This is a genomic window from Sphingomonas sp. SRI_018, assembly GCF_057586275.1.
The window spans coordinates 484,914-501,342 of record NZ_JBYCZO010000002.1 but is presented as its reverse complement, the minus strand read 5'-3'; the positions used below and the strand labels follow the sequence as shown (position 1 = coordinate 501,342).

Genomic DNA, 16,429 nt, shown 5'->3' with positions numbered 1-16,429 from the left:
AGGCGGAGGAGCCATGGGGGTGGACGCAGCCGGAGAAATCATCACAGGCGCGCTGCTCGGCCGTGCGGTCGAGCCGCACGCGGGCGAGAATCGCGGGGGCGTGGGCCATGGCGAAGGCGGCCTCTGCCTCAACTGCGGGACCGCGCTGGTCGGGCCGCATTGCCACCGCTGCGGCCAGAGCGCACACATCCATCGATCGTTCGGCGCGATCTGGCACGAGATCCTGCACGGCGTCGTCCATTTCGAGGGCAAGCTGTGGTCGACGCTGCCCCTGCTCGCCTGGCGCCCGGGCGAGCTGACGCGGCGCTACGTCCATGGCGAGCGCGCACGCTTCGTCTCGCCGATGGCGCTGTTCCTGTTCTCGATCTTCACCATGTTCGCGATGTTCCAGATCATGGGCATCTCGCCGCCGAGCGACATCAACATCGGCGGCAAGGGCGAGCTCGCGGTCGGGCTCGAGGAGGGGCACAAGCGCCTCGAGAAGGACTTGGCACAGGCGCAGAAGAACCGCGCGAAGGTGCCCGATGGCACCAAGGAGGCGGCGGCGCTCGACAAGCAGGTCGCGGATGCCCGCGAAGCGCTCGCCACGCTCGAGAAGACCGAATCGGTGCTGAAGCCGACGCTGTCGACGAGCAAGACCTCGATCCACACCGGCTGGGAGCGGCTCGATCACGGGCTGGAGAAAGCGCAGAAGCACCCGGAGCTGATGCTCTACAAGCTCCAGTCGAACAGCTACAAATTCTCCTGGCTGCTGATCCCGCTGTCGCTGCCGTTCATGTGGCTGATGTTCTTCTGGAAACGCGACTACAAGATGTACGACCACGCCGTGTTCGTGACCTATTCGCTCGCGTTCATGTCGCTGCTGTTCATCGTCCTGACGCTCGCGGGCGCGGTCGGCGTGAGCAATACCTGGCTGGGACTGGTGGGGACGGCTGTCCCGGTGATCCACCTCTACCGCCAGCTGCGCGGCGCCTATCAGCTCCGGCGCAGGACCGCGATCCTGCGCACGCTGTTCCTGCTGGTGTGCATCGTGATCGTCCTCACGATCTTCGCGACGCTGCTGATCGGGCTAGGGCTGGTCGGATAGCGGCGTCGAGTGAGGACTGGCCACAGCATCTGATGTCGGTTTTGCGAGGATCGATCATGAGGTGCGGACGTCCGCAATAGGTGAAGGACCGCTTTCGGTGGCAAAAGGCGATAGCAAACGACCAGCGATTTTACTGGCATGGGCTCTTCTGCGTCGGAGGTAGGGCTTCGATGATGCCGCACCGGACTTGGAAGATCATCAAAGTGGCGGTGCTTACCGCACTGCTCGCAGCTTCTCCCGCTCCAGGGCTCTCAGCGGATCAAGCCGCTCCATTGCCGAACGGTCTGGTTGCCTCAGGCCAGCCTAAGGTTCGGGGGTTATATGCCGAGTCGCGATATGGCCGCGTGGACGTCAACGAGGAAGTGGCGCGTCTTGAATCAGCCTGCGCGGAACGCGGTATCGCGGCGAAGATAGAGGGACGCGACTTGTTGTGGAACGGTAAACGCCAAATCTATCGCAGCCGCGACACCATCGCGGTATTCGAGGACACCCCGACAATCACATCGGATACACCATCCTGCACCGCCCGAATTTTCTTGCTGCAGGACATCAAGGTCATGCCCGCGTCGAGGGATAATCTCCGAATGGTCGGCTGGGAAGATCAACCTCCGGTCTGCAAACCCCGATCTTATTTTCATCATTGCACAGATCAAATTGTCGGCGGGGTGGCGGCAAGGTGCGTTAGCATGGGAGACAGCTTTGCGGGGTCCACCCACTGCTATTCCGCGCAGACAGACCTGAGCCGGGTCTTAGGATCGCCAGCTCGGATTATTCCGACGATGGGAGTGCGCCAGACAATTCCTGGCAATTCGATGTCGTTATGGTGGACGCTTTGATCGATACCGCTGTGTTCAGTGCCAAGCCATTACCGGGCGTGCACCCGTCGAGGGATGTAAAGAGCGCCACGACGACCCGCTAACAGGATCGATCCAGGTCGGTAGCAGCCAGTCCGTGACCTATTCCTTGCACGGATACCGCTTCTTCATGATCGCATAAAAGGCGTCCCTGACGCTGACGCCGCGATCAGCCGGCGGGATGGCGTTGAACTCGCGGATCAGGTCGGTGCTGGTCAGGCCGGTGCGGCCGCGCGGCGGCGGGCAGCTGTGCGGCGGCTCGCCCGCCCGGCTCGCGGCGGCGAGGTCGGCGCGATAGGCGGCGATCACGCCCGCGATCTCGGCCTTGAGCTGCTGGAGTTCCGGTGATTCGGCCGCAGCTGCCCCCATCGCGCGCAACGCGTTGGTCCGCGCGATGAAATCGGCGACGGTCATCGGCGGTTGCTGCACCGTCGCCGATACGCCCGAAACCGGCAGCAGCAACGCCGCTACGGCAGCCCACATGAAAAACCCTCCCGCATCCTTCGATGCGGAAGGGCTATGGAGCACGGGGTCGGCCGTCAATCAGCCTGCGATCAAGCACCCCGCGGCGCGGGATTGCCGACCGGACCCTTGGGCGGCCGCCCACGCGACCGATCTGTCCAGGCTCCGGCCGGTCTTCATCTCCACCGGCTCGCTCGATCCCTTTTTCGATGAGGACATGGATTATGCGCGGCCCCACCGCGCCGCACGTCTTCCCGGATGGGCTCCATGCCTGTGATATCGTGCCGACGGCCCGGGTGAGCGCAGCCGCCCGCGCCGCCGGCCTCGCGGCGCAGCACCGCTTTCTCCATGGCTGACGAAGAACGCTCGGCGATCCTGGTTCCGCCGTCGCGCCGCTTCAGGCAATCGCCCCTCGCGGGAGCGGTCGTCCCGGCCGGTCTATCCGGTCACCCGCACCAGCCGCAGCTCGATCGTTTCGCCCGGTGGCGGCAGCTCATTGTGAGTGTCGGTGATCCAGATCAGCCGCCCGCTTCCGTCCGTGATCCGCGCCGACACCGAATAGCGCCCGCGCGCGTCGATGCGGACGCGGTCATAGGTGAGCGAGAAGGGGATCGGCACCTGCCGCCCCTCGGTGGCGATTTCGGTCTCGGCGATCACCGGCGCCGGCGCATCCATGCGGCTGACGTCGCTGATGTGGACCTTCAGCCGGGCGTCCTGCGGCAGGGCGATGCGCTCGCGATAGATCACCGTGCCGGTCAGCGTCACCTGACCGTCCGGCGCGGACGGCACGGTCGCCACCTCCTTCGATGGCGCCGTCTGGCAGGCGACGAGGCCTGCCAGTAGCGGGATCAGCAGCGTTGCTCGCCTCATCATGGACTCCTTTCCCGCCGGCGATCAGCCGTTCGCGAAGTCGAGCTGGATCACCTTGGTCGGCGTCGCCCTGCAATAGAAGGGCAGCGTGCGGTCCCCGTCGGGATAGGCCGCGGTCAGCGAGGCGCCGAACCGCCAGCCGCCGTTGCCGGGTTCGATCGAGACGAGCCGGTCATAGGTGAGCCGCGTCCCGCCGGTGGCGCCGATCTGGCGCGCGGCCTCGCGCAGGCAGGTCTGCACCGAGGGCCGCGATGCCGACGGCAGCGGCGACAGGTCGGCGACCAGCGTGGCGGGCGGCCCGGCGGGGAAGGTCGCGGGCGCCTCCGGCTCAGCCGCCGCCGCTGCTGCCTCCTTCTTCCGCTTGTTCGCCGAGCTGGCGAGCAGCGCGATCAGGCCGCCGGCGACGGCGACCCCGGCGATGACGGCGCCGGTGCTCGGCCCCTTGTCGCGGTCGGGCGGATAATAGCCGCCGCCACCGCCGCCGGCCCAGCGGCCGTAGGTGAAGTCGGCGCGGCAGCCGCGGTCGACCCAGATCGAGCGCCGGTCGTAGCCCCAGCTCCGCCCATAGCTGCAGGAGCCGCCGAGCCGGCGGACGAGCTGGACGCGGTTCTCGGTGTTCGCGGCGCAGCGCTGATGGCGGTTCCGGCGCGATTCGCAGCGCAGCGTCTGGCCATAGCCGGGCCCGGGATAGACCGGCGGCCGGACCCCCGGATTGCCCGGATAGGGCGGCCGCGGCGGGCGTGGGCGGCCGGGAACGGGCGAGGGAAGCGGCACGGGCCGATCGACGATCGGCGACGGGAGCGGCACCGGCCGGTCGGGAACCGGCGAAGGAAGGGGTACCGGGCGGGTCTGCGCTGCGATCGGCACCGTTCCCGCCGGCGAAAGCAGCGCAGCGATGACCAGTGCTGCGACGGGCTTGTTCCTCATCCCCTGTCTCCCTGTTGCGTCTTGCCCCGACGACATCAGATTACACTCGACCGCGGGATCGACCAACATCAATCTGACGACGAAACGATCTCGATCGAATCGAGTAGTTCGGCGCCGGTGCTTAATATCGCGATCTTGCCTGTTTCATTGCTTGACTTGCCGGGCGAAGCATGATGCACTCGTTTAGTGCGCGTATGAGGCACTGTGTCGGTTCACTTCGTGAAGGGGGCGACGATGGATTTCACCGCACTGATCATCGAGGCCGTCAGCGGCGCCATCGGCGGAAACGCCGCGGGGGCAGCGTCGAAGACCACTAGCCTGGGCCCGCTCGGCAACACGATCGCGGGCGCGATCGGCGGCGGCGTCGGCGGGCAGATCCTGACCTCGGTCCTCGGCCTCGGCGCCGGGGCGGCGGCCTCCGGCCTCGACGTCGGCTCCATCGTCTCGGGCTTTGCGTCCGGCGGCGTGAGCGGTGCGGTCACCGCGCTGGTGATCGGCCTCATCAAGTCGAAGCTCGCCACCAGATAGGCGGGCGCCCACTCTTCATGTTCCTTGCGTGCGGGGGCGATCGACATCGCTCCCTCCTCGCCGTCACCCCGGACTTGCCTCCCCAAATCCAGGGTTCCGGACGATAACGCCCCGCCTCGAACAACTGCGGACACGACCGAAGCCGACGCCTCAGTCCACGCCGGAATCCCTCCAAAATATTTTTTCGATTCCCCATTTTTCCCTTGCGTTTCGCGAACGCAAGGAAAATCCGCGCGTCGCTGCGCCGCACCGCCTCACCCCGGCCGCGGACCGGGGCTTTTCAGCGCTTCATCGCACATTTACCAGTTGCACTCCCCGGCAAATGGGCACAATCTGTTGTGGCTCCGCAGGGGGACACACGCAATCGTTGGTAAACCGGGCCCGCGACCCCATATCGTGGGCGGTGGCCTCGTCTGCGCCCCGGCAGAGGAGGGTCACGCTTTGTTCCAGGGCGTGACGGGTGTAGGATGGGGGATCATCCCCCGAGTCGATCGTACGAAGCAGGGGTTGGTGCCATGGATTTCAGAGACACGTCGGAGAGCCGGGTGAACGAAGCCGCCGCCGCCACGCTGGAGGCCGCCGGAGCCGCGATCGCCGCTGCGGCGACGGACGCGTCGCTCGCCGATTCCAGGTCGGTGGCGCCGCAGCCCTATCCGGTCGAGATCGACCGCAGCCGCGACGCGCTGCTCACCGATTTCGGCAAGGAGACGCTGCGCGACCGCTATCTGCTGCCCGGCGAGAGCTACCAGGACCTGTTCGTTCGCGTCGCCTCCGCCTATGCCGACGATGCCGAGCACGCCCAGCGCATCTACGACTATATCTCGCGGCTGTGGTTCATGCCGGCGACGCCGGTGCTCTCGAACGGCGGCACCGGGCGCGGCCTGCCGATCAGCTGCTACCTCAATTCGGTGCCCGACAGCCTGGAGGGCATCGTCCAGACCTGGAACGAGAACGTCTGGCTGGCGAGCCGCGGCGGCGGCATCGGCACCTATTGGGGCAATGTCCGCGGCATCGGCGAGCCGGTCGGCCTCAACGGCAAGACCAGCGGCATCATCCCCTTCGTCCGCGTGATGGACAGCTTGACGCTGGCGATCAGCCAGGGGTCGCTCCGCCGCGGCTCGGCCGCCTGCTATCTCGACATCTCGCACCCGGAGATCGAGGAGTTCCTCGAGGTGCGCAAGCCCTCGGGCGACTTTAACCGCAAGGCACTGAACCTCCACCACGGCGTGCTCATTCCCGACGCGTTCATGGAGGCGGTGCGCGACGGCGCCGAATGGGAGCTGAAGTCGCCGAAGGACGGCTCGGTCCGCGGCAAGGTCGACGCGCGCGCGCTGTTCCAGAAGCTGGTCGAGACCCGCCTCGCCACCGGCGAGCCCTATATCGTGTTCTCGGATCACGTGAACTCGACGATGCCCAAGCATCACCGCGATCTCGGGCTCAAGGTGTCGACCTCGAATCTCTGCTCGGAGATCACGCTGCCCACCGGCCGCGACCATCTCGGCAACGACCGCACCGCGGTGTGCTGCCTCTCGTCGCTCAACCTCGAGACGTGGGACGAGTGGAAGGGCGACAAGCGCTTCATCGAGGACGTGATGCGCTTCCTCGACAACGTCCTGACCGATTACATCGAGCGCGCCCCCGACGAGATGGCCCGCGCCCGCTATTCGGCGAGCCGCGAGCGCTCGGTCGGCCTCGGCGTGATGGGCTTCCACAGCTTCCTCCAGGCGCGCGGCCTGCCGATGGAGGGCGCGACCGCCAAGGCGTGGAACCTCAAGATCTTCAAGCACATCAACGCTCAGGTGAACGAGGCGTCGATGGCGCTGGCGATCGAGCGCGGCCCGTGCCCCGACGCCGCCGAGATGGGCGTGATGGAGCGCTTCAGCTGCAAGATGGCGATCGCGCCGACCGCGTCGATCAGCATCATCTGCGGCGGCACCTCGGCCTGCATCGAGCCGATCCCGGCCAACATCTACACTCACAAGACGCTGTCGGGCTCGTTCGCGGTCAAGAACCCCTATCTCGAGAAGCTGCTGACTGAGAAGTCCAAGAACTCGGACGCGGTGTGGAACTCGATCCTGGAGAAGGGCGGCTCGGTCCAGCACCTCGACTTCCTGAGCCAGGACGAGAAGGACGTGTACAAGACCTCGTTCGAGATCGACCAGCGCTGGCTGCTCGAGCTCGCCGGCGACCGCGCGCCCTACATCGACCAGGCGCAGTCGCTGAACCTGTTCATCCCGGCCGACGTCGAGAAGTGGGACCTCCTGATGCTCCACTTCCGCGCGTGGGAGCTCGGCATCAAGTCGCTCTATTACCTGCGCTCCAAGTCGGTCCAGCGCGCGGGCTTCGCCGGCGGGGTCGAGGCCGACAACACCATCGACCTCAAGCAGATCGAGCTCGAGGCGAAGGACTATGACGAATGCCTGGCGTGCCAGTGAGGTGGGACGGGTAGGTCGCCCTCACCCTCCCATCGCTGACGCGATGGGCCCCTCCTTCTTCCATTGGGAGAGGGATTGCGGCGCATACCAATTCCCTCTCCCATTGGGAGAGGGAGGGAGCCGCGAAGCGGCGGAAGGGTGAGGGCGACACGATGTCCATGCGCCTCTACGCCAACCAACCCGCCGGCACCGTCACCCAACTCCGAACACTTCGTCGCAACGCGACCGAGGCGGAAAAGCGTTTGGTACGCGCGCTCAAGGAGGCATTCCCCACGCACAAGTGGCGTTTCCAGGCGCCGCTCGGCCCATTCCGTGTCGATGTCCTGTGCTTCTCCGAGCGACTGGTAATCGAGATCGACGGCGGCCAGCATGCTGAAGCCGCGGCCCACGACGCCGCCCGCACCCGCTTCATCGAAGGCGAAGGATACCGCGTCCTGCGCTTCTGGAACAACGACGTGATGGAAAACATCGAAGGCGTGATCGAGGCGATCCAAACCTCCCTCTCCCATTGGGAGAGGGAAGGGCCCCGCTCGGCGCAGCCGAGTGGGAAGGGTGAGGGTGACCGCGCATGATCGCACCCGCCACCCTCACCCCTCCGCCGCTGCGCGGCTCCTCCCCTCTCCCAAAGGGAGAGGGGATCATGAGCTCAAGCCTCCTCCTCGAACGTCACCGCGACGTCGCCGTTCGCGGACAGGCGCACCTTGTCGCCCTCGACCTCGGCGACCAGGCCGAGCGAGATGTAATGATGGTGCCCCTGGTGGCTGCCTTCGCCGCTGTCGGCCTTGATCAGCTTGATGCGGTCTCCTTCGACGCGGTCGACGGTGCCGACATGGACGCCGTCGGCGCCGATCACTTCCATATGTTCGCGGATTGCACTGGCATCGGCCATCATTGGTCTCCTTCTGAGGGTTCGCGCCGCCAACGCTTGCGCCGCCGAAACGATGCATCGCCGACAGCAGCAAGGCTCGCCGCATGATCCGCGCACGCACTCTCCTCCTCGCCGTCGCCCTCGCGAGCCTCGCCGCCTGCGCCAGACAGGTCGGCTCCGCGGTGGAGCCCGCCGCCCCCGGCTTCCTGTGGGGCGTGTGGCACGGCTTCATCTTCCCGGTCGCCTGGGTGCTGAGCCTGTTCATGCCGGACGTCGCGATCTACGCGGTGCCGAACAACGGCGGCTGGTATGATTTCGGCTATTTCGTCGGCATCGTCTTCCTCGGCGTCGGCGCCCGCAGCACGCGCAAGGTCTATATCGAGCGCATCGTCTATCGGGACCGGAGCCGATGAGCCGCGCCCCACTCATCATGTACGGCGTCGGCGCCTTGAGCCTCATGGGCAGCGCGGTCGTCGCGACGCGCCCGGCGAAGGACGAGGGCGCGGTCTACCGCCGCCGCATCGCCGCCGCGATGCTCGGCGCCTTCGCGCTGTTCATGACCGGCTTCGCCACCGCGAGCCTGCTGGCGGGAGTGGGGGGATGAGAGGAATGCTCCGGAACGCCGACGTCCGCGCGGTAGTCGTCCCGGTCGTTGTGATCGCCCTCTATTACACAATCTCGTCGCTGACCGGCTTCGGCGCCTGGGTAAACGCGAACCCGGTCGCCAGCGCCATCGTTCATGTGCTCGGCGTTCTTCTCTTCGGCGGGCTGGGCCTTCTCACCTTGCTGGGCTCCCGTTGGGACCGGCAGCTGCGATCGCTGGGCTATCGCCTCATCGGAGTCCTGTTCCTCGGCCTCGCCGCTATTGACGCCGCATTGCTCGTCAGCGGCGCCAACAACCCATCTGATCTTTTCTAGTCCCGGAGTAAGTCCCATGCCCCTTCTCGACGCCCGCAAGACCTACAAGCCCTTCGAATATCCCTGGGCGTATGACTTCTGGAAGCGCCAGCAGCAGATCCACTGGATGCCGGAGGAGGTGCCGCTGGGCGAGGACTGCCGCGACTGGGCGCAGAAGCTCGACCAGACCGAGCGCAACCTGCTGACGCAGATCTTCCGCTTCTTCACCCAGGCCGACGTCGAGGTGCAGGATTGCTACCACGACAAATACGGCCGCGTGTTCAAGCCGACCGAGATCAAGATGATGCTGGCCGCGTTCAGCAACATGGAGACGGTGCACATCGCCGCCTACAGCCATCTGCTCGACACCATCGGCATGCCCGAGAGCGAGTACGGCATGTTCCTCGAATATGCCGAGATGAAGGACAAGCACGACTATCTGCAGCAGTTCGGCGTCGACAACGACGAGGACATCGCCAAGACGCTGGCGATGTTCGGCGGCTTCACCGAGGGGCTGCAGCTGTTCGCGAGCTTCGCGATGCTGATGAACTTCCCGCGCTTCAACAAGATGAAGGGCATGGGCCAGATCGTGTCCTGGTCGGTGCGCGACGAGAGCCTGCACTGCGAGGGCATCATCCGCCTGTTCCACGAATTCGCGAAGGAGCGCGACTGCCTGACCGCTGCGGTCAAGCGCGACATCCGCGACATGTGCCACACCACGGTCGACCTCGAGGACGCGTTCATCGACCTGGCGTTCGAGCAGGGCCCGGTCGACGGCATGAGCGCGGAGGAGGTGAAGCGCTACATCCGCTACATCGCCGACTGGCGCCTGGGCCAGCTGGGCCTGAAGCCCATGTTCATGATCAAGGAGCACCCGCTCCCCTGGCTCACCCCGCTGCTCAACGGCGTCGAGCACGCCAACTTCTTCGAAACCCGCGCGACGGAATATTCGAAGGGCGCGACGCGGGGCGACTGGAACTCGGTGTGGGATTCGTTCGACAAGCGCCAGAAGGCCAAGCGCGACAAGGCGGCGAACGAGGATGGCGAGGGGAGTGGGGGGGATATGTTCTCGGCGGCGGGTGTGGCGGCGGAGTAATTATGGCTGAGCAGCTTTCATTTGAAGAGTTCACGCCGCGTCTACCATCGCGCTATGAAGATCTCGATGAGAGCTTCCGGGGGAGCCTCCGACCTAATGATGACTTACTAGATATCGTTAAATCTGCCTTTGCTTCTATGAAGATATCGGGAGGGATTCGATTTCTACCGATATTCGGAAAAAGTGGTTCGGGGAAGAGTAGTGCGACACTCGAGATAGGAACGCACATTCCAAGTTATGAAGTTAGAAAGCTCAGCAGAGATGCCATCTATAATCCGGAAAAGCTCGAAGCGGAATTTAGTGGGAACCTTTTTACAAGGCCGACAACCCCCCTCATTGCTGTAGTGGATCAATTCGAGGAAACCGCTGCTGATAAGGGAGATATTCCAAAAAACTTTGTCGAGAAACTGGCATACCTTGACGGATCGTACAGAGGTAGGCCGGTTCTTGTAATATGGCTGACGACAGATAGAAAATTTCAGATGCAGTTAGAACAAGCGACATCTCGCCGAGAGAGATTGCTTGTCAGAAACGGTTTCGAAATTTCTGGTCCGGATAGAATTACTTGGCCTGAAATAGTTTCACAAACGTTCTCGGCGCACAATAGCGGTAAAGAGCTTGCTGATTTCCAGATCCTGGATACTGACGTTCAGTCGATATCAGATAACGCATCCACGCTAGGACTATCTATTGAGGCAGTTGGCAAAAGGCTGGCTATTTTTGAGAGGCAGGTAACCGATCTATCCGATTACCAAGTGGTAATGCTGTGGCCAGTCACTGACGGTAAAAGAATTGAGACAATAAATAGGTTTAGCAGTCCACGACAAGGTTTTAGGATAAATTGGCACTCATTCTCCAATCAATTGAATCCTACGGATAGGGTGCAACTTCCTTTATCGGCGCTAAACAAGGCTCGGCTGTACTTTGATGTTAGGCTGGTTCCTATTGCTGCTGCGGACTTGAAGGGTATTTGTGGAGATTTGTTGACGTGGCCTCCGAAGGTAACGGTGTCATCTCTGGACCGGTTTAAAAGTACGCACCTATTTTCGATAATTAATAGAGATGCGCCTGATGAAAGCTATGTAACACTGAAGGAGCGCGAGTCTGCTAGGCGGACAGAAGCTGAAATTTGGTACAAGACTGTTACTGGGAAACCAGTTCAGATTGGACGCGCGATCGCTAGCGCATTTCAGGGGCTCGGTATGAGCGCTCGTTATGAAGTGACAGAAGCAAGCCCACATGGGAAGGTGCGAGCTGATGTCCTGATTGAACGCGGGAGCAAGCCCAGGAAGATTTTGCTTGAAATTAAGGCATTCTCCCCAGCTAATACGCGACCCTCCGACATAGCAGAGGCGATACGCATCACCTTAACGCGACACGCGCGATTCGCTGGCTTTATCCCTAGGCAGTAGGTACAAATCATTTTCCTACACGAACCAATATGGTTATATCCCCAGACTCCCTCAAACCAGAAGGAGTCGCACGATGCACCACAATCCCCCGAACCCCGACACCGCCGAGCCGCTGGCGGACTACACCCCGGTGGAAATCTCCACCCGCCGCGATGGCTGGACCGCCGAGCGGCAACGCAAGTTCCTCGAAGCGCTCGCCGAATCGGGCCGCGTCGCCGTGGCGGCGCAGGTGGTGGGGCTGTCGGTGCGATCGGCCTATCGGCTGCGCCATCATCCGCAGGGCCGGCGCTTCGCCGAGGCGTGGGATGCGGCGCTCTATTGCGGCGCCAACCGGCTGATCGCGATCGCGCTCGAGCGCGCCACCGTCGGCGGCTATCGCGAGGTGTGGAAGGACGGCAGGATCCAGTCGGAGGTGCGCGCGCCATCCGACAAGCTGCTCATCTACCTGCTCAACAATCTCGCGCCGCACGTCTTCAGCCGCGGGCCGGTCAAGCACCGCCAGAACCTGGTCGGCCCGGCCGAGGCGGGCTTCGCCGACCAGCTCGCCGCGCTCGCCGATGTCGCGCCCGACGCCGTCCGCACCGACCCGCTGGGCGAGGCGGACACCTCCCCGCCGCTCCACGCCGAGCGCGAGCGGCCGATGGCGAAGGATCCCTACACCGGCGAGGACTATGACTGGGGCGACGACGACGGCGACTGGATGGACGACGAATGAGGGCGGAAAGGATGCAAGAGTCACCCCCCGCTCTACCCGTGACTTTCGTGACCTTCGACGGTTTTCTGCGGGTTTGCGGGAGGGGGTGGTCATTAGCAGGCTCTCGGTTTCTGGAGGGGTCATGCCGGCCGAGTCACCCTCACCCTTCCGCGCGTCCGGCGCTCCCTCCCTCTCCCAAAGGGAGAGGGAATTTGAGCGGCGATCCTCCCATTCTCCCTCTCCCATTGGGAGAGGGAAGGGGCCCGCTCGGCGCAGCCGAGTGGGAAGGGTGAGGGTGACCTGCCGCCCATGAGTCTCCCTCACACCGTCTCCGCCTTCCCCGCCGGCGCCTCCTCGAACAACACCTCGGTAAACCGATGCAGCCACCACATCACGTCCTGCTGCTCGACATTGTCCATCATCCGCCGCCACCGCTCGATCCGTTCGGACAGCGGCATCCGCAGCGCCTGCATGATCGCGTCGGACATCTCCTCGGCGCTGTAGGGATTGACCAGCACCGCGCCCTCCAGCTGGCTGGCAGCGCCCGCGAAGCGCGACAGGATCAGCACGCCGGGGTCCTCCGGGTCCTGCGCCGCGACATATTCCTTGGCGACCAGGTTCATCCCGTCCCTCAAGGGCGTCACCAGCCCGATCCGCGCCGCCCGGTACACGCCGGCCAGCACGTCGCGCGGATAGCCCTGGTTGACGTAGCGGATCGGCACCCAGTCGAGGTCGGCATGCGCCCCGTTGATCCGCCCCGACAGCCCCTCCAGCGTGCCGCGGATGCGCTGGTAGCTCTCGACCGCGGCGCGCGACGGCGGGGCGATCTGGAGCAGGAACACTTCCTTGCGCTCCTCGGGATGCTCGGTCAGGAACCGCTCGTAGCCGAGGAAGCGCTCCTCCAGCCCCTTGGAATAGTCGAGCCGGTCGACCCCGACGATCATCTCGCGCCCGACCGCGCTGTCGCGCATCTGGCGGAAGGCGAGCCGGGCGGCCGGGCTGGCGGCGAGCTGGGCGAACTCCCTGGCGTCGATCCCGATCGGGCAGTCGAGCAGCCGCACCCGCCGCTTGCCGAGCACCACCACGTCGCCCTCGATCCGCGCCCCCATCTCCTCGCGGACGAAGTCGCAGAACGCCTCCAGCCACTCGGCGGTCTGGAAGCCGATCACGTCATAGGCGAACAATGTCTCGACCAGCCGGTTCGCCCCCGGCAGCGTGCCGAGCAGCCGGCGCGGCGGCCACGGGATATGGAGGAAGAAGCCCATGCGGTTGCGGCACCCACGCCGGCGCAGCTCCTCGCCCAGCGGGAACATGTGATAATCCTGCACCCACACCACGTCGTCGCGCTCGATCAGCGGCCGCACCGTCTCGGCGAAGCGCTCGTTGGCGCGCCGGTAGCCGCCGGCGAAGTCGCGCTCATATTCGGCCAAGTCGATGCGGTAGTGGAACAGCGGCCACAGGGTGCGGTTGGCGTAGCCGTTGTAGTACTCCTCGACGTCCTGCTCCTCCAGGTCGACGGTGGCGGTGGTGACGCCGCCCTTGCGGTCGAGATTGACCTGGCCGGAGAATTCCTCGGTCAGCTCGCCCGACCAGCCGAACCAGATGCCGCCCATCTCCCTCAGCGCCGAGGTCAGCGCGACCGCCAGGCCGCCCTGCGCGCCGTTGGAATTGCCGGCGCTGACGCGGTTGGAGATGACGATGAGGCGGCTCAACGGATGGAACTCCATGGTTTGCTGAGGAGGACGGCGCAGTTGATCAGGCCGACCAACGAATAGGTCTGCGGGTAATTTCCCCAGAGCTCGCCGCTCTGCGGGTCGATGTCCTCGGAGAGGAGCCCGGCGGGGGTGCGGCGCGCCAGCATCTCCTCGAACAGCTGCCGCGCGTCGTCGACGCGCCCGGTCGCGTGCAGCGCCTCGATCAGCCAGAAGGTGCAGACGTTGAACGCGGTCTCGGGCAGGCCGAAGTCGTCCTCGGTGGCGTAGCGCAGCATGTAGCTGCCGCGCCTCAGGCCCTCCTCGACCGCGACCAGGGTACCGCGGAAGCGAGCGTCGTCCGGCGGCAGGAAGCGGAGGTCGAGCAGCTGGATGATGCTGGCATCGAGGTCGTCGCCGCCGAAGGTGGCGGACAGGCGCTTGCTGTCCTCCCGCCACGCCGCGCCCTCGATCCGCTCCCGGATGCGGTCGGCGCGGTCCTGCCAGAACTGCGACCGCTCGCCGAGCCCCAGCGCCGCCGCGGCATTGGCGAGCCGGTCGCACGCCGCCCAGCACATCGCCGCCGAATAGGTATGGATATGGCTCTTGGTCCTCAGCTCCCACAGCCCCGCATCGGGCTTGTCGTATACCTCCCAGGCCCGCTCGCCGACCGTCTCCAGCGCCTCGAAGTCGGGCACGCCGCCCATGCGCAGCAGCCTTTGGTCGAAGAAGCTCTGCGTGCTGGAGAGGACGATCTGGCCATAGGCGTCGTGCTGGACCTGCTCATAGGCCTGGTTGCCGACCCGCACCGGCCCCATGCCGCGATAGCCGGTGAGCCCCTCGGCCACCCGCTCCTCCAGCCGCGCCTCGCCGCCGACGCCGTAGAGCGGCTGGATATGCCCGCCGCGGGCGTTGTCGACGATGTTGCGGAGATACTCGAGGTACGTCTCCAGCACGTCGAGCGCGCCCAGCCGGTTGAGCGCCTGCACCGTGTAATAGGCGTCGCGGATCCAGCAGTAGCGATAGTCCCAATTGCGCTGCGAGTTGGCGTGCTCGGGGATCGAGGTGGTCAGCGCGGCGACGATCGCCCCCGTCTCCTCGTGCTGGCACAGCTTGAGCGTGATTGCGGCGCGGATCACCGCCTCCTGCCATTCGAGCGGCGTGGCGAGGCTGCGCACCCATTCGCGCCATTCCTGCGCGGTGCGGTCGAGCATCGTCTCCAGCGCGACGCGCAGGTCGTCGGTGAAGCTCTCGTCGGGGCCCAGGAAGAAATGCAGCGGCCGCTCGACGCGAAACAGCCGCTCGTCCTCGACCCAGCCGACCGGCGCGGTGGTGGTGAGCCTGAGCGTCATGTCGGCGAGGAGGTAGCGGATATGGTTCGATCCGCGCGTAGTCGGCGCGTCCTCCGCCCCCCAGTCGCGGGCGGGTCTCAGGCGGATGCGGATACGCGGCGATCCCTGGATCGGCCGCACGATCCTGGCGAATGCGACCGGGCGGTAGGCGCGCCCGCTGCGATGGAAGCGCGGACAGAAGTCGATCACCTCGATCGCATTGCCCTGCCGGTCGGTGTGCTTCGTCACCAGGATCGGGGTGTTGCGCAGATAGCTCTGCTCGGTCGCGGCGCAGTCCTCCAGGTCGATCTCCCAGAAGCCGCGCGCGCCTTCGCCGGCGCGGGGCGCCGCGTCGAGCAGCGAGGAGAATACCGGCTCCCCGTCGACCCGCGGCACGCAGCCCCATACGAACCGCCCGGCGCGGTCGACCAGCGCCGAGACCTGGCAGTTGCCGATTGGCCAGAGGTCGAGCGTCGCGGTCACGCCAGCGCCCCCGCCAGCCAGGCGCGCACCGCCTTGGGGTCGGCCAGGCGGTACCGCGCCGCCGTCTCGCGCCCGGCACCGACCAGCACGCCGCTGCCGCCGAGCGCCCGCGCCGCCTCGAACCCGGCCTCGTCGGTCACGTCGTCGCCCAGGAACAGCGGCCGCGTTCCCGCCATCGGCGGCCGGCTCATCAGCCGCCGCACCGCCACCCCCTTGTCGCCGCCCGGCACGCGCACCTCGGCCATCATCTTGCCGGGCTGGAGCTGGAGGCCATGCTCATCGGCCAGCGTCTCGGCCAGCGCCAGCGCGGATGCTTCGACCATGGGAGCGAGGCGATAATGGAGACCGACGCCATAGCTCTTGCCCTCGACCATCACGCCGGGGTGGTCGCCCGCGAAGCGTCGGAACGCCTCCTCGACGCGATCGAGCGATGCAGGGCGTACCGGCTGGGCGAGCACGCCGCGCCAGCGATGCTCGCACCCGTGGCTGCCCGACAGCGCGATCGCGTCGCACACCGAGCCGAGGATCGCGTCGAGCTGCGCGAGCGACCGCCCGCTCACCACCGCAACGCGCCCGTCGAGCCGCTCGGTCAGCCTGAGCAGCAGCGCGCGCAAAGCCTCGTCGGCGACGACCTCCTCGGGCCGGTCGATCAGGTCGAGCAGCGTGCCGTCGAGGTCGAGGAACAGGCTGGCGCCGTCGAGCAGGGTCGTCGGCGGCGCGGGAAGGACAGTCTTGGCAGCGACGACGATGAGGGCTCCCCCGGATCACTCTACGCCGACCGAACGGCTGCGGCA

At 65.6% G+C, this 16,429-nt stretch carries 18 protein-coding genes; 11 read left to right on the top strand and 7 right to left on the bottom strand.

Annotated elements, in window-relative coordinates; genetic code table 11:
* Positions 1 to 13: 13 nt before the first annotated feature.
* Positions 14 to 1,087 (top strand): DUF3667 domain-containing protein, encoded by a 1,074-nt coding sequence (locus AC2YHA_RS14440; protein WP_487402144.1) that lies wholly within the window; start codon positions 14 to 16, stop codon positions 1,085 to 1,087.
* Between the two features lie 170 nt (positions 1,088 to 1,257).
* Positions 1,258 to 1,923, top strand: coding sequence for a hypothetical protein (locus AC2YHA_RS14435; RefSeq protein WP_487402143.1), 666 nt, complete (start codon positions 1,258 to 1,260; stop codon positions 1,921 to 1,923).
* Between the two features lie 120 nt (positions 1,924 to 2,043).
* Here the strand turns inward: AC2YHA_RS14435 and AC2YHA_RS14430 are convergent, their stop codons facing one another.
* The 3 genes from AC2YHA_RS14430 to AC2YHA_RS14420 form a co-directional block, all read right to left on the bottom strand.
* Entirely contained in the window at positions 2,044 to 2,424 is a 381-nt protein-coding gene (locus tag AC2YHA_RS14430; RefSeq protein ID WP_487402142.1) for a hypothetical protein, read from the bottom strand.
* A 417-nt stretch (positions 2,425 to 2,841) separates the two neighbouring features.
* The gene (locus AC2YHA_RS14425) at positions 2,842 to 3,273 is read right to left on the bottom strand and encodes a YbaY family lipoprotein (RefSeq protein ID WP_487402141.1); all 432 of its coding nucleotides are present in this window, start codon (positions 3,271 to 3,273) and stop codon (positions 2,842 to 2,844) included.
* Between the two features lie 24 nt (positions 3,274 to 3,297).
* A complete protein-coding gene (locus tag AC2YHA_RS14420; protein WP_487402140.1) occupies positions 3,298 to 4,200 on the bottom strand; it encodes a DUF3011 domain-containing protein in 903 nt (300 codons plus the stop codon).
* Between the two features lie 234 nt (positions 4,201 to 4,434).
* Between AC2YHA_RS14420 and AC2YHA_RS14415 the strand changes: the two genes are divergently transcribed.
* The 3 genes from AC2YHA_RS14415 to AC2YHA_RS14405 all read left to right on the top strand — a co-directional run bounded on the left by AC2YHA_RS14415 (position 4,435) and on the right by AC2YHA_RS14405 (position 7,735).
* The gene (locus tag AC2YHA_RS14415; protein WP_233784334.1) at positions 4,435 to 4,728 is read left to right on the top strand and encodes a hypothetical protein; all 294 of its coding nucleotides are present in this window, start codon (positions 4,435 to 4,437) and stop codon (positions 4,726 to 4,728) included.
* Positions 4,729 to 5,243: 515 nt separating this feature from the next.
* The gene (locus tag AC2YHA_RS14410; protein WP_487402139.1) at positions 5,244 to 7,163 is read left to right on the top strand and encodes a ribonucleoside-diphosphate reductase subunit alpha; all 1,920 of its coding nucleotides are present in this window, start codon (positions 5,244 to 5,246) and stop codon (positions 7,161 to 7,163) included.
* 152 nt (positions 7,164 to 7,315) lie between these two features.
* Positions 7,316 to 7,735, top strand: coding sequence for an endonuclease domain-containing protein (locus AC2YHA_RS14405; RefSeq protein WP_487402138.1), 420 nt, complete (start codon positions 7,316 to 7,318; stop codon positions 7,733 to 7,735).
* A gap of 74 nt (positions 7,736 to 7,809) precedes the next feature.
* Here the strand turns inward: AC2YHA_RS14405 and AC2YHA_RS14400 are convergent, their stop codons facing one another.
* Positions 7,810 to 8,052 (bottom strand): DUF2171 domain-containing protein, encoded by a 243-nt coding sequence (locus AC2YHA_RS14400; RefSeq protein ID WP_233784336.1) that lies wholly within the window; start codon positions 8,050 to 8,052, stop codon positions 7,810 to 7,812.
* 83 nt (positions 8,053 to 8,135) lie between these two features.
* On the opposite strand from AC2YHA_RS14400, the gene AC2YHA_RS14395 reads away from it, so the two are divergent.
* The 6 genes from AC2YHA_RS14395 (at position 8,136) to AC2YHA_RS14370 (ending at position 12,151) form a co-directional block, all read left to right on the top strand.
* On the top strand, positions 8,136 to 8,444 hold the full coding sequence (locus AC2YHA_RS14395; protein WP_233784337.1) for a hypothetical protein: 309 nt from the start codon (positions 8,136 to 8,138) through the stop codon (positions 8,442 to 8,444).
* Positions 8,441 to 8,635 carry a hypothetical protein gene (locus AC2YHA_RS14390; RefSeq protein ID WP_233784338.1) on the top strand — a complete coding sequence of 65 codons (195 nt, stop codon included), beginning with the start codon at positions 8,441 to 8,443 and terminating at the stop codon, positions 8,633 to 8,635. Before AC2YHA_RS14395 ends, AC2YHA_RS14390 begins: the two co-directional genes overlap by 4 nt.
* A gap of 5 nt (positions 8,636 to 8,640) precedes the next feature.
* Positions 8,641 to 8,949, top strand: coding sequence for a hypothetical protein (locus tag AC2YHA_RS14385; RefSeq protein WP_487402137.1), 309 nt, complete (start codon positions 8,641 to 8,643; stop codon positions 8,947 to 8,949).
* A gap of 16 nt (positions 8,950 to 8,965) precedes the next feature.
* Entirely contained in the window at positions 8,966 to 10,024 is a 1,059-nt protein-coding gene (locus AC2YHA_RS14380; RefSeq protein ID WP_487402136.1) for a ribonucleotide-diphosphate reductase subunit beta, read from the top strand.
* 2 nt (positions 10,025 to 10,026) lie between these two features.
* Complete coding sequence (locus AC2YHA_RS14375; protein WP_487402135.1) at positions 10,027 to 11,436, top strand: hypothetical protein; 1,410 nt, start codon at positions 10,027 to 10,029, stop codon at positions 11,434 to 11,436.
* Positions 11,437 to 11,509: 73 nt separating this feature from the next.
* Complete coding sequence (locus AC2YHA_RS14370) at positions 11,510 to 12,151, top strand: hypothetical protein (RefSeq protein WP_487402134.1); 642 nt, start codon at positions 11,510 to 11,512, stop codon at positions 12,149 to 12,151.
* Positions 12,152 to 12,450: 299 nt separating this feature from the next.
* Here the strand turns inward: AC2YHA_RS14370 and AC2YHA_RS14365 are convergent, their stop codons facing one another.
* Genes AC2YHA_RS14365 through otsB form a run of 3 tightly spaced genes read right to left on the bottom strand, consistent with a single transcriptional unit; the run spans position 12,451 to position 16,321 of the window.
* Entirely contained in the window at positions 12,451 to 13,857 is a 1,407-nt protein-coding gene (locus AC2YHA_RS14365; protein ID WP_487402133.1) for an alpha,alpha-trehalose-phosphate synthase (UDP-forming), read from the bottom strand.
* On the bottom strand, positions 13,839 to 15,635 hold the full coding sequence (locus AC2YHA_RS14360; RefSeq protein WP_487402132.1) for a glycoside hydrolase family 15 protein: 1,797 nt from the start codon (positions 15,633 to 15,635) through the stop codon (positions 13,839 to 13,841). Before AC2YHA_RS14360 ends, AC2YHA_RS14365 begins: the two co-directional genes overlap by 19 nt.
* Entirely contained in the window at positions 15,632 to 16,321 is a 690-nt protein-coding gene (otsB, locus tag AC2YHA_RS14355) for a trehalose-phosphatase (protein WP_487402319.1), read from the bottom strand. The genes AC2YHA_RS14360 and otsB overlap by 4 nt, the downstream gene beginning before the upstream one ends.
* Between the last annotated feature and the right edge of the window lie 108 nt (positions 16,322 to 16,429).

Bases quoted from the DNA above. Each gene is read 5' to 3' on its own strand.
- AC2YHA_RS14440 (WP_487402144.1), top strand. From the start codon at position 14: ATGGGGGTGGACGCAGCCGGAGAAATCATCACAGGCGCGCTGCTCGGC.
- AC2YHA_RS14435 (WP_487402143.1), top strand. From the start codon at position 1,258: ATGATGCCGCACCGGACTTGGAAGATCATCAAAGTGGCGGTGCTTACC.
- AC2YHA_RS14430 (WP_487402142.1), bottom strand. From the start codon at position 2,424: ATGTGGGCTGCCGTAGCGGCGTTGCTGCTGCCGGTTTCGGGCGTATCG.
- AC2YHA_RS14425 (WP_487402141.1), bottom strand. From the start codon at position 3,273: ATGAGGCGAGCAACGCTGCTGATCCCGCTACTGGCAGGCCTCGTCGCC.
- AC2YHA_RS14420 (WP_487402140.1), bottom strand. From the start codon at position 4,200: ATGAGGAACAAGCCCGTCGCAGCACTGGTCATCGCTGCGCTGCTTTCG.
- AC2YHA_RS14415 (WP_233784334.1), top strand. From the start codon at position 4,435: ATGGATTTCACCGCACTGATCATCGAGGCCGTCAGCGGCGCCATCGGC.
- AC2YHA_RS14410 (WP_487402139.1), top strand. From the start codon at position 5,244: ATGGATTTCAGAGACACGTCGGAGAGCCGGGTGAACGAAGCCGCCGCC.
- AC2YHA_RS14405 (WP_487402138.1), top strand. From the start codon at position 7,316: ATGTCCATGCGCCTCTACGCCAACCAACCCGCCGGCACCGTCACCCAA.
- AC2YHA_RS14400 (WP_233784336.1), bottom strand. From the start codon at position 8,052: ATGGCCGATGCCAGTGCAATCCGCGAACATATGGAAGTGATCGGCGCC.
- AC2YHA_RS14395 (WP_233784337.1), top strand. From the start codon at position 8,136: ATGATCCGCGCACGCACTCTCCTCCTCGCCGTCGCCCTCGCGAGCCTC.
- AC2YHA_RS14390 (WP_233784338.1), top strand. From the start codon at position 8,441: ATGAGCCGCGCCCCACTCATCATGTACGGCGTCGGCGCCTTGAGCCTC.
- AC2YHA_RS14385 (WP_487402137.1), top strand. From the start codon at position 8,641: ATGCTCCGGAACGCCGACGTCCGCGCGGTAGTCGTCCCGGTCGTTGTG.
- AC2YHA_RS14380 (WP_487402136.1), top strand. From the start codon at position 8,966: ATGCCCCTTCTCGACGCCCGCAAGACCTACAAGCCCTTCGAATATCCC.
- AC2YHA_RS14375 (WP_487402135.1), top strand. From the start codon at position 10,027: ATGGCTGAGCAGCTTTCATTTGAAGAGTTCACGCCGCGTCTACCATCG.
- AC2YHA_RS14370 (WP_487402134.1), top strand. From the start codon at position 11,510: ATGCACCACAATCCCCCGAACCCCGACACCGCCGAGCCGCTGGCGGAC.
- AC2YHA_RS14365 (WP_487402133.1), bottom strand. From the start codon at position 13,857: ATGGAGTTCCATCCGTTGAGCCGCCTCATCGTCATCTCCAACCGCGTC.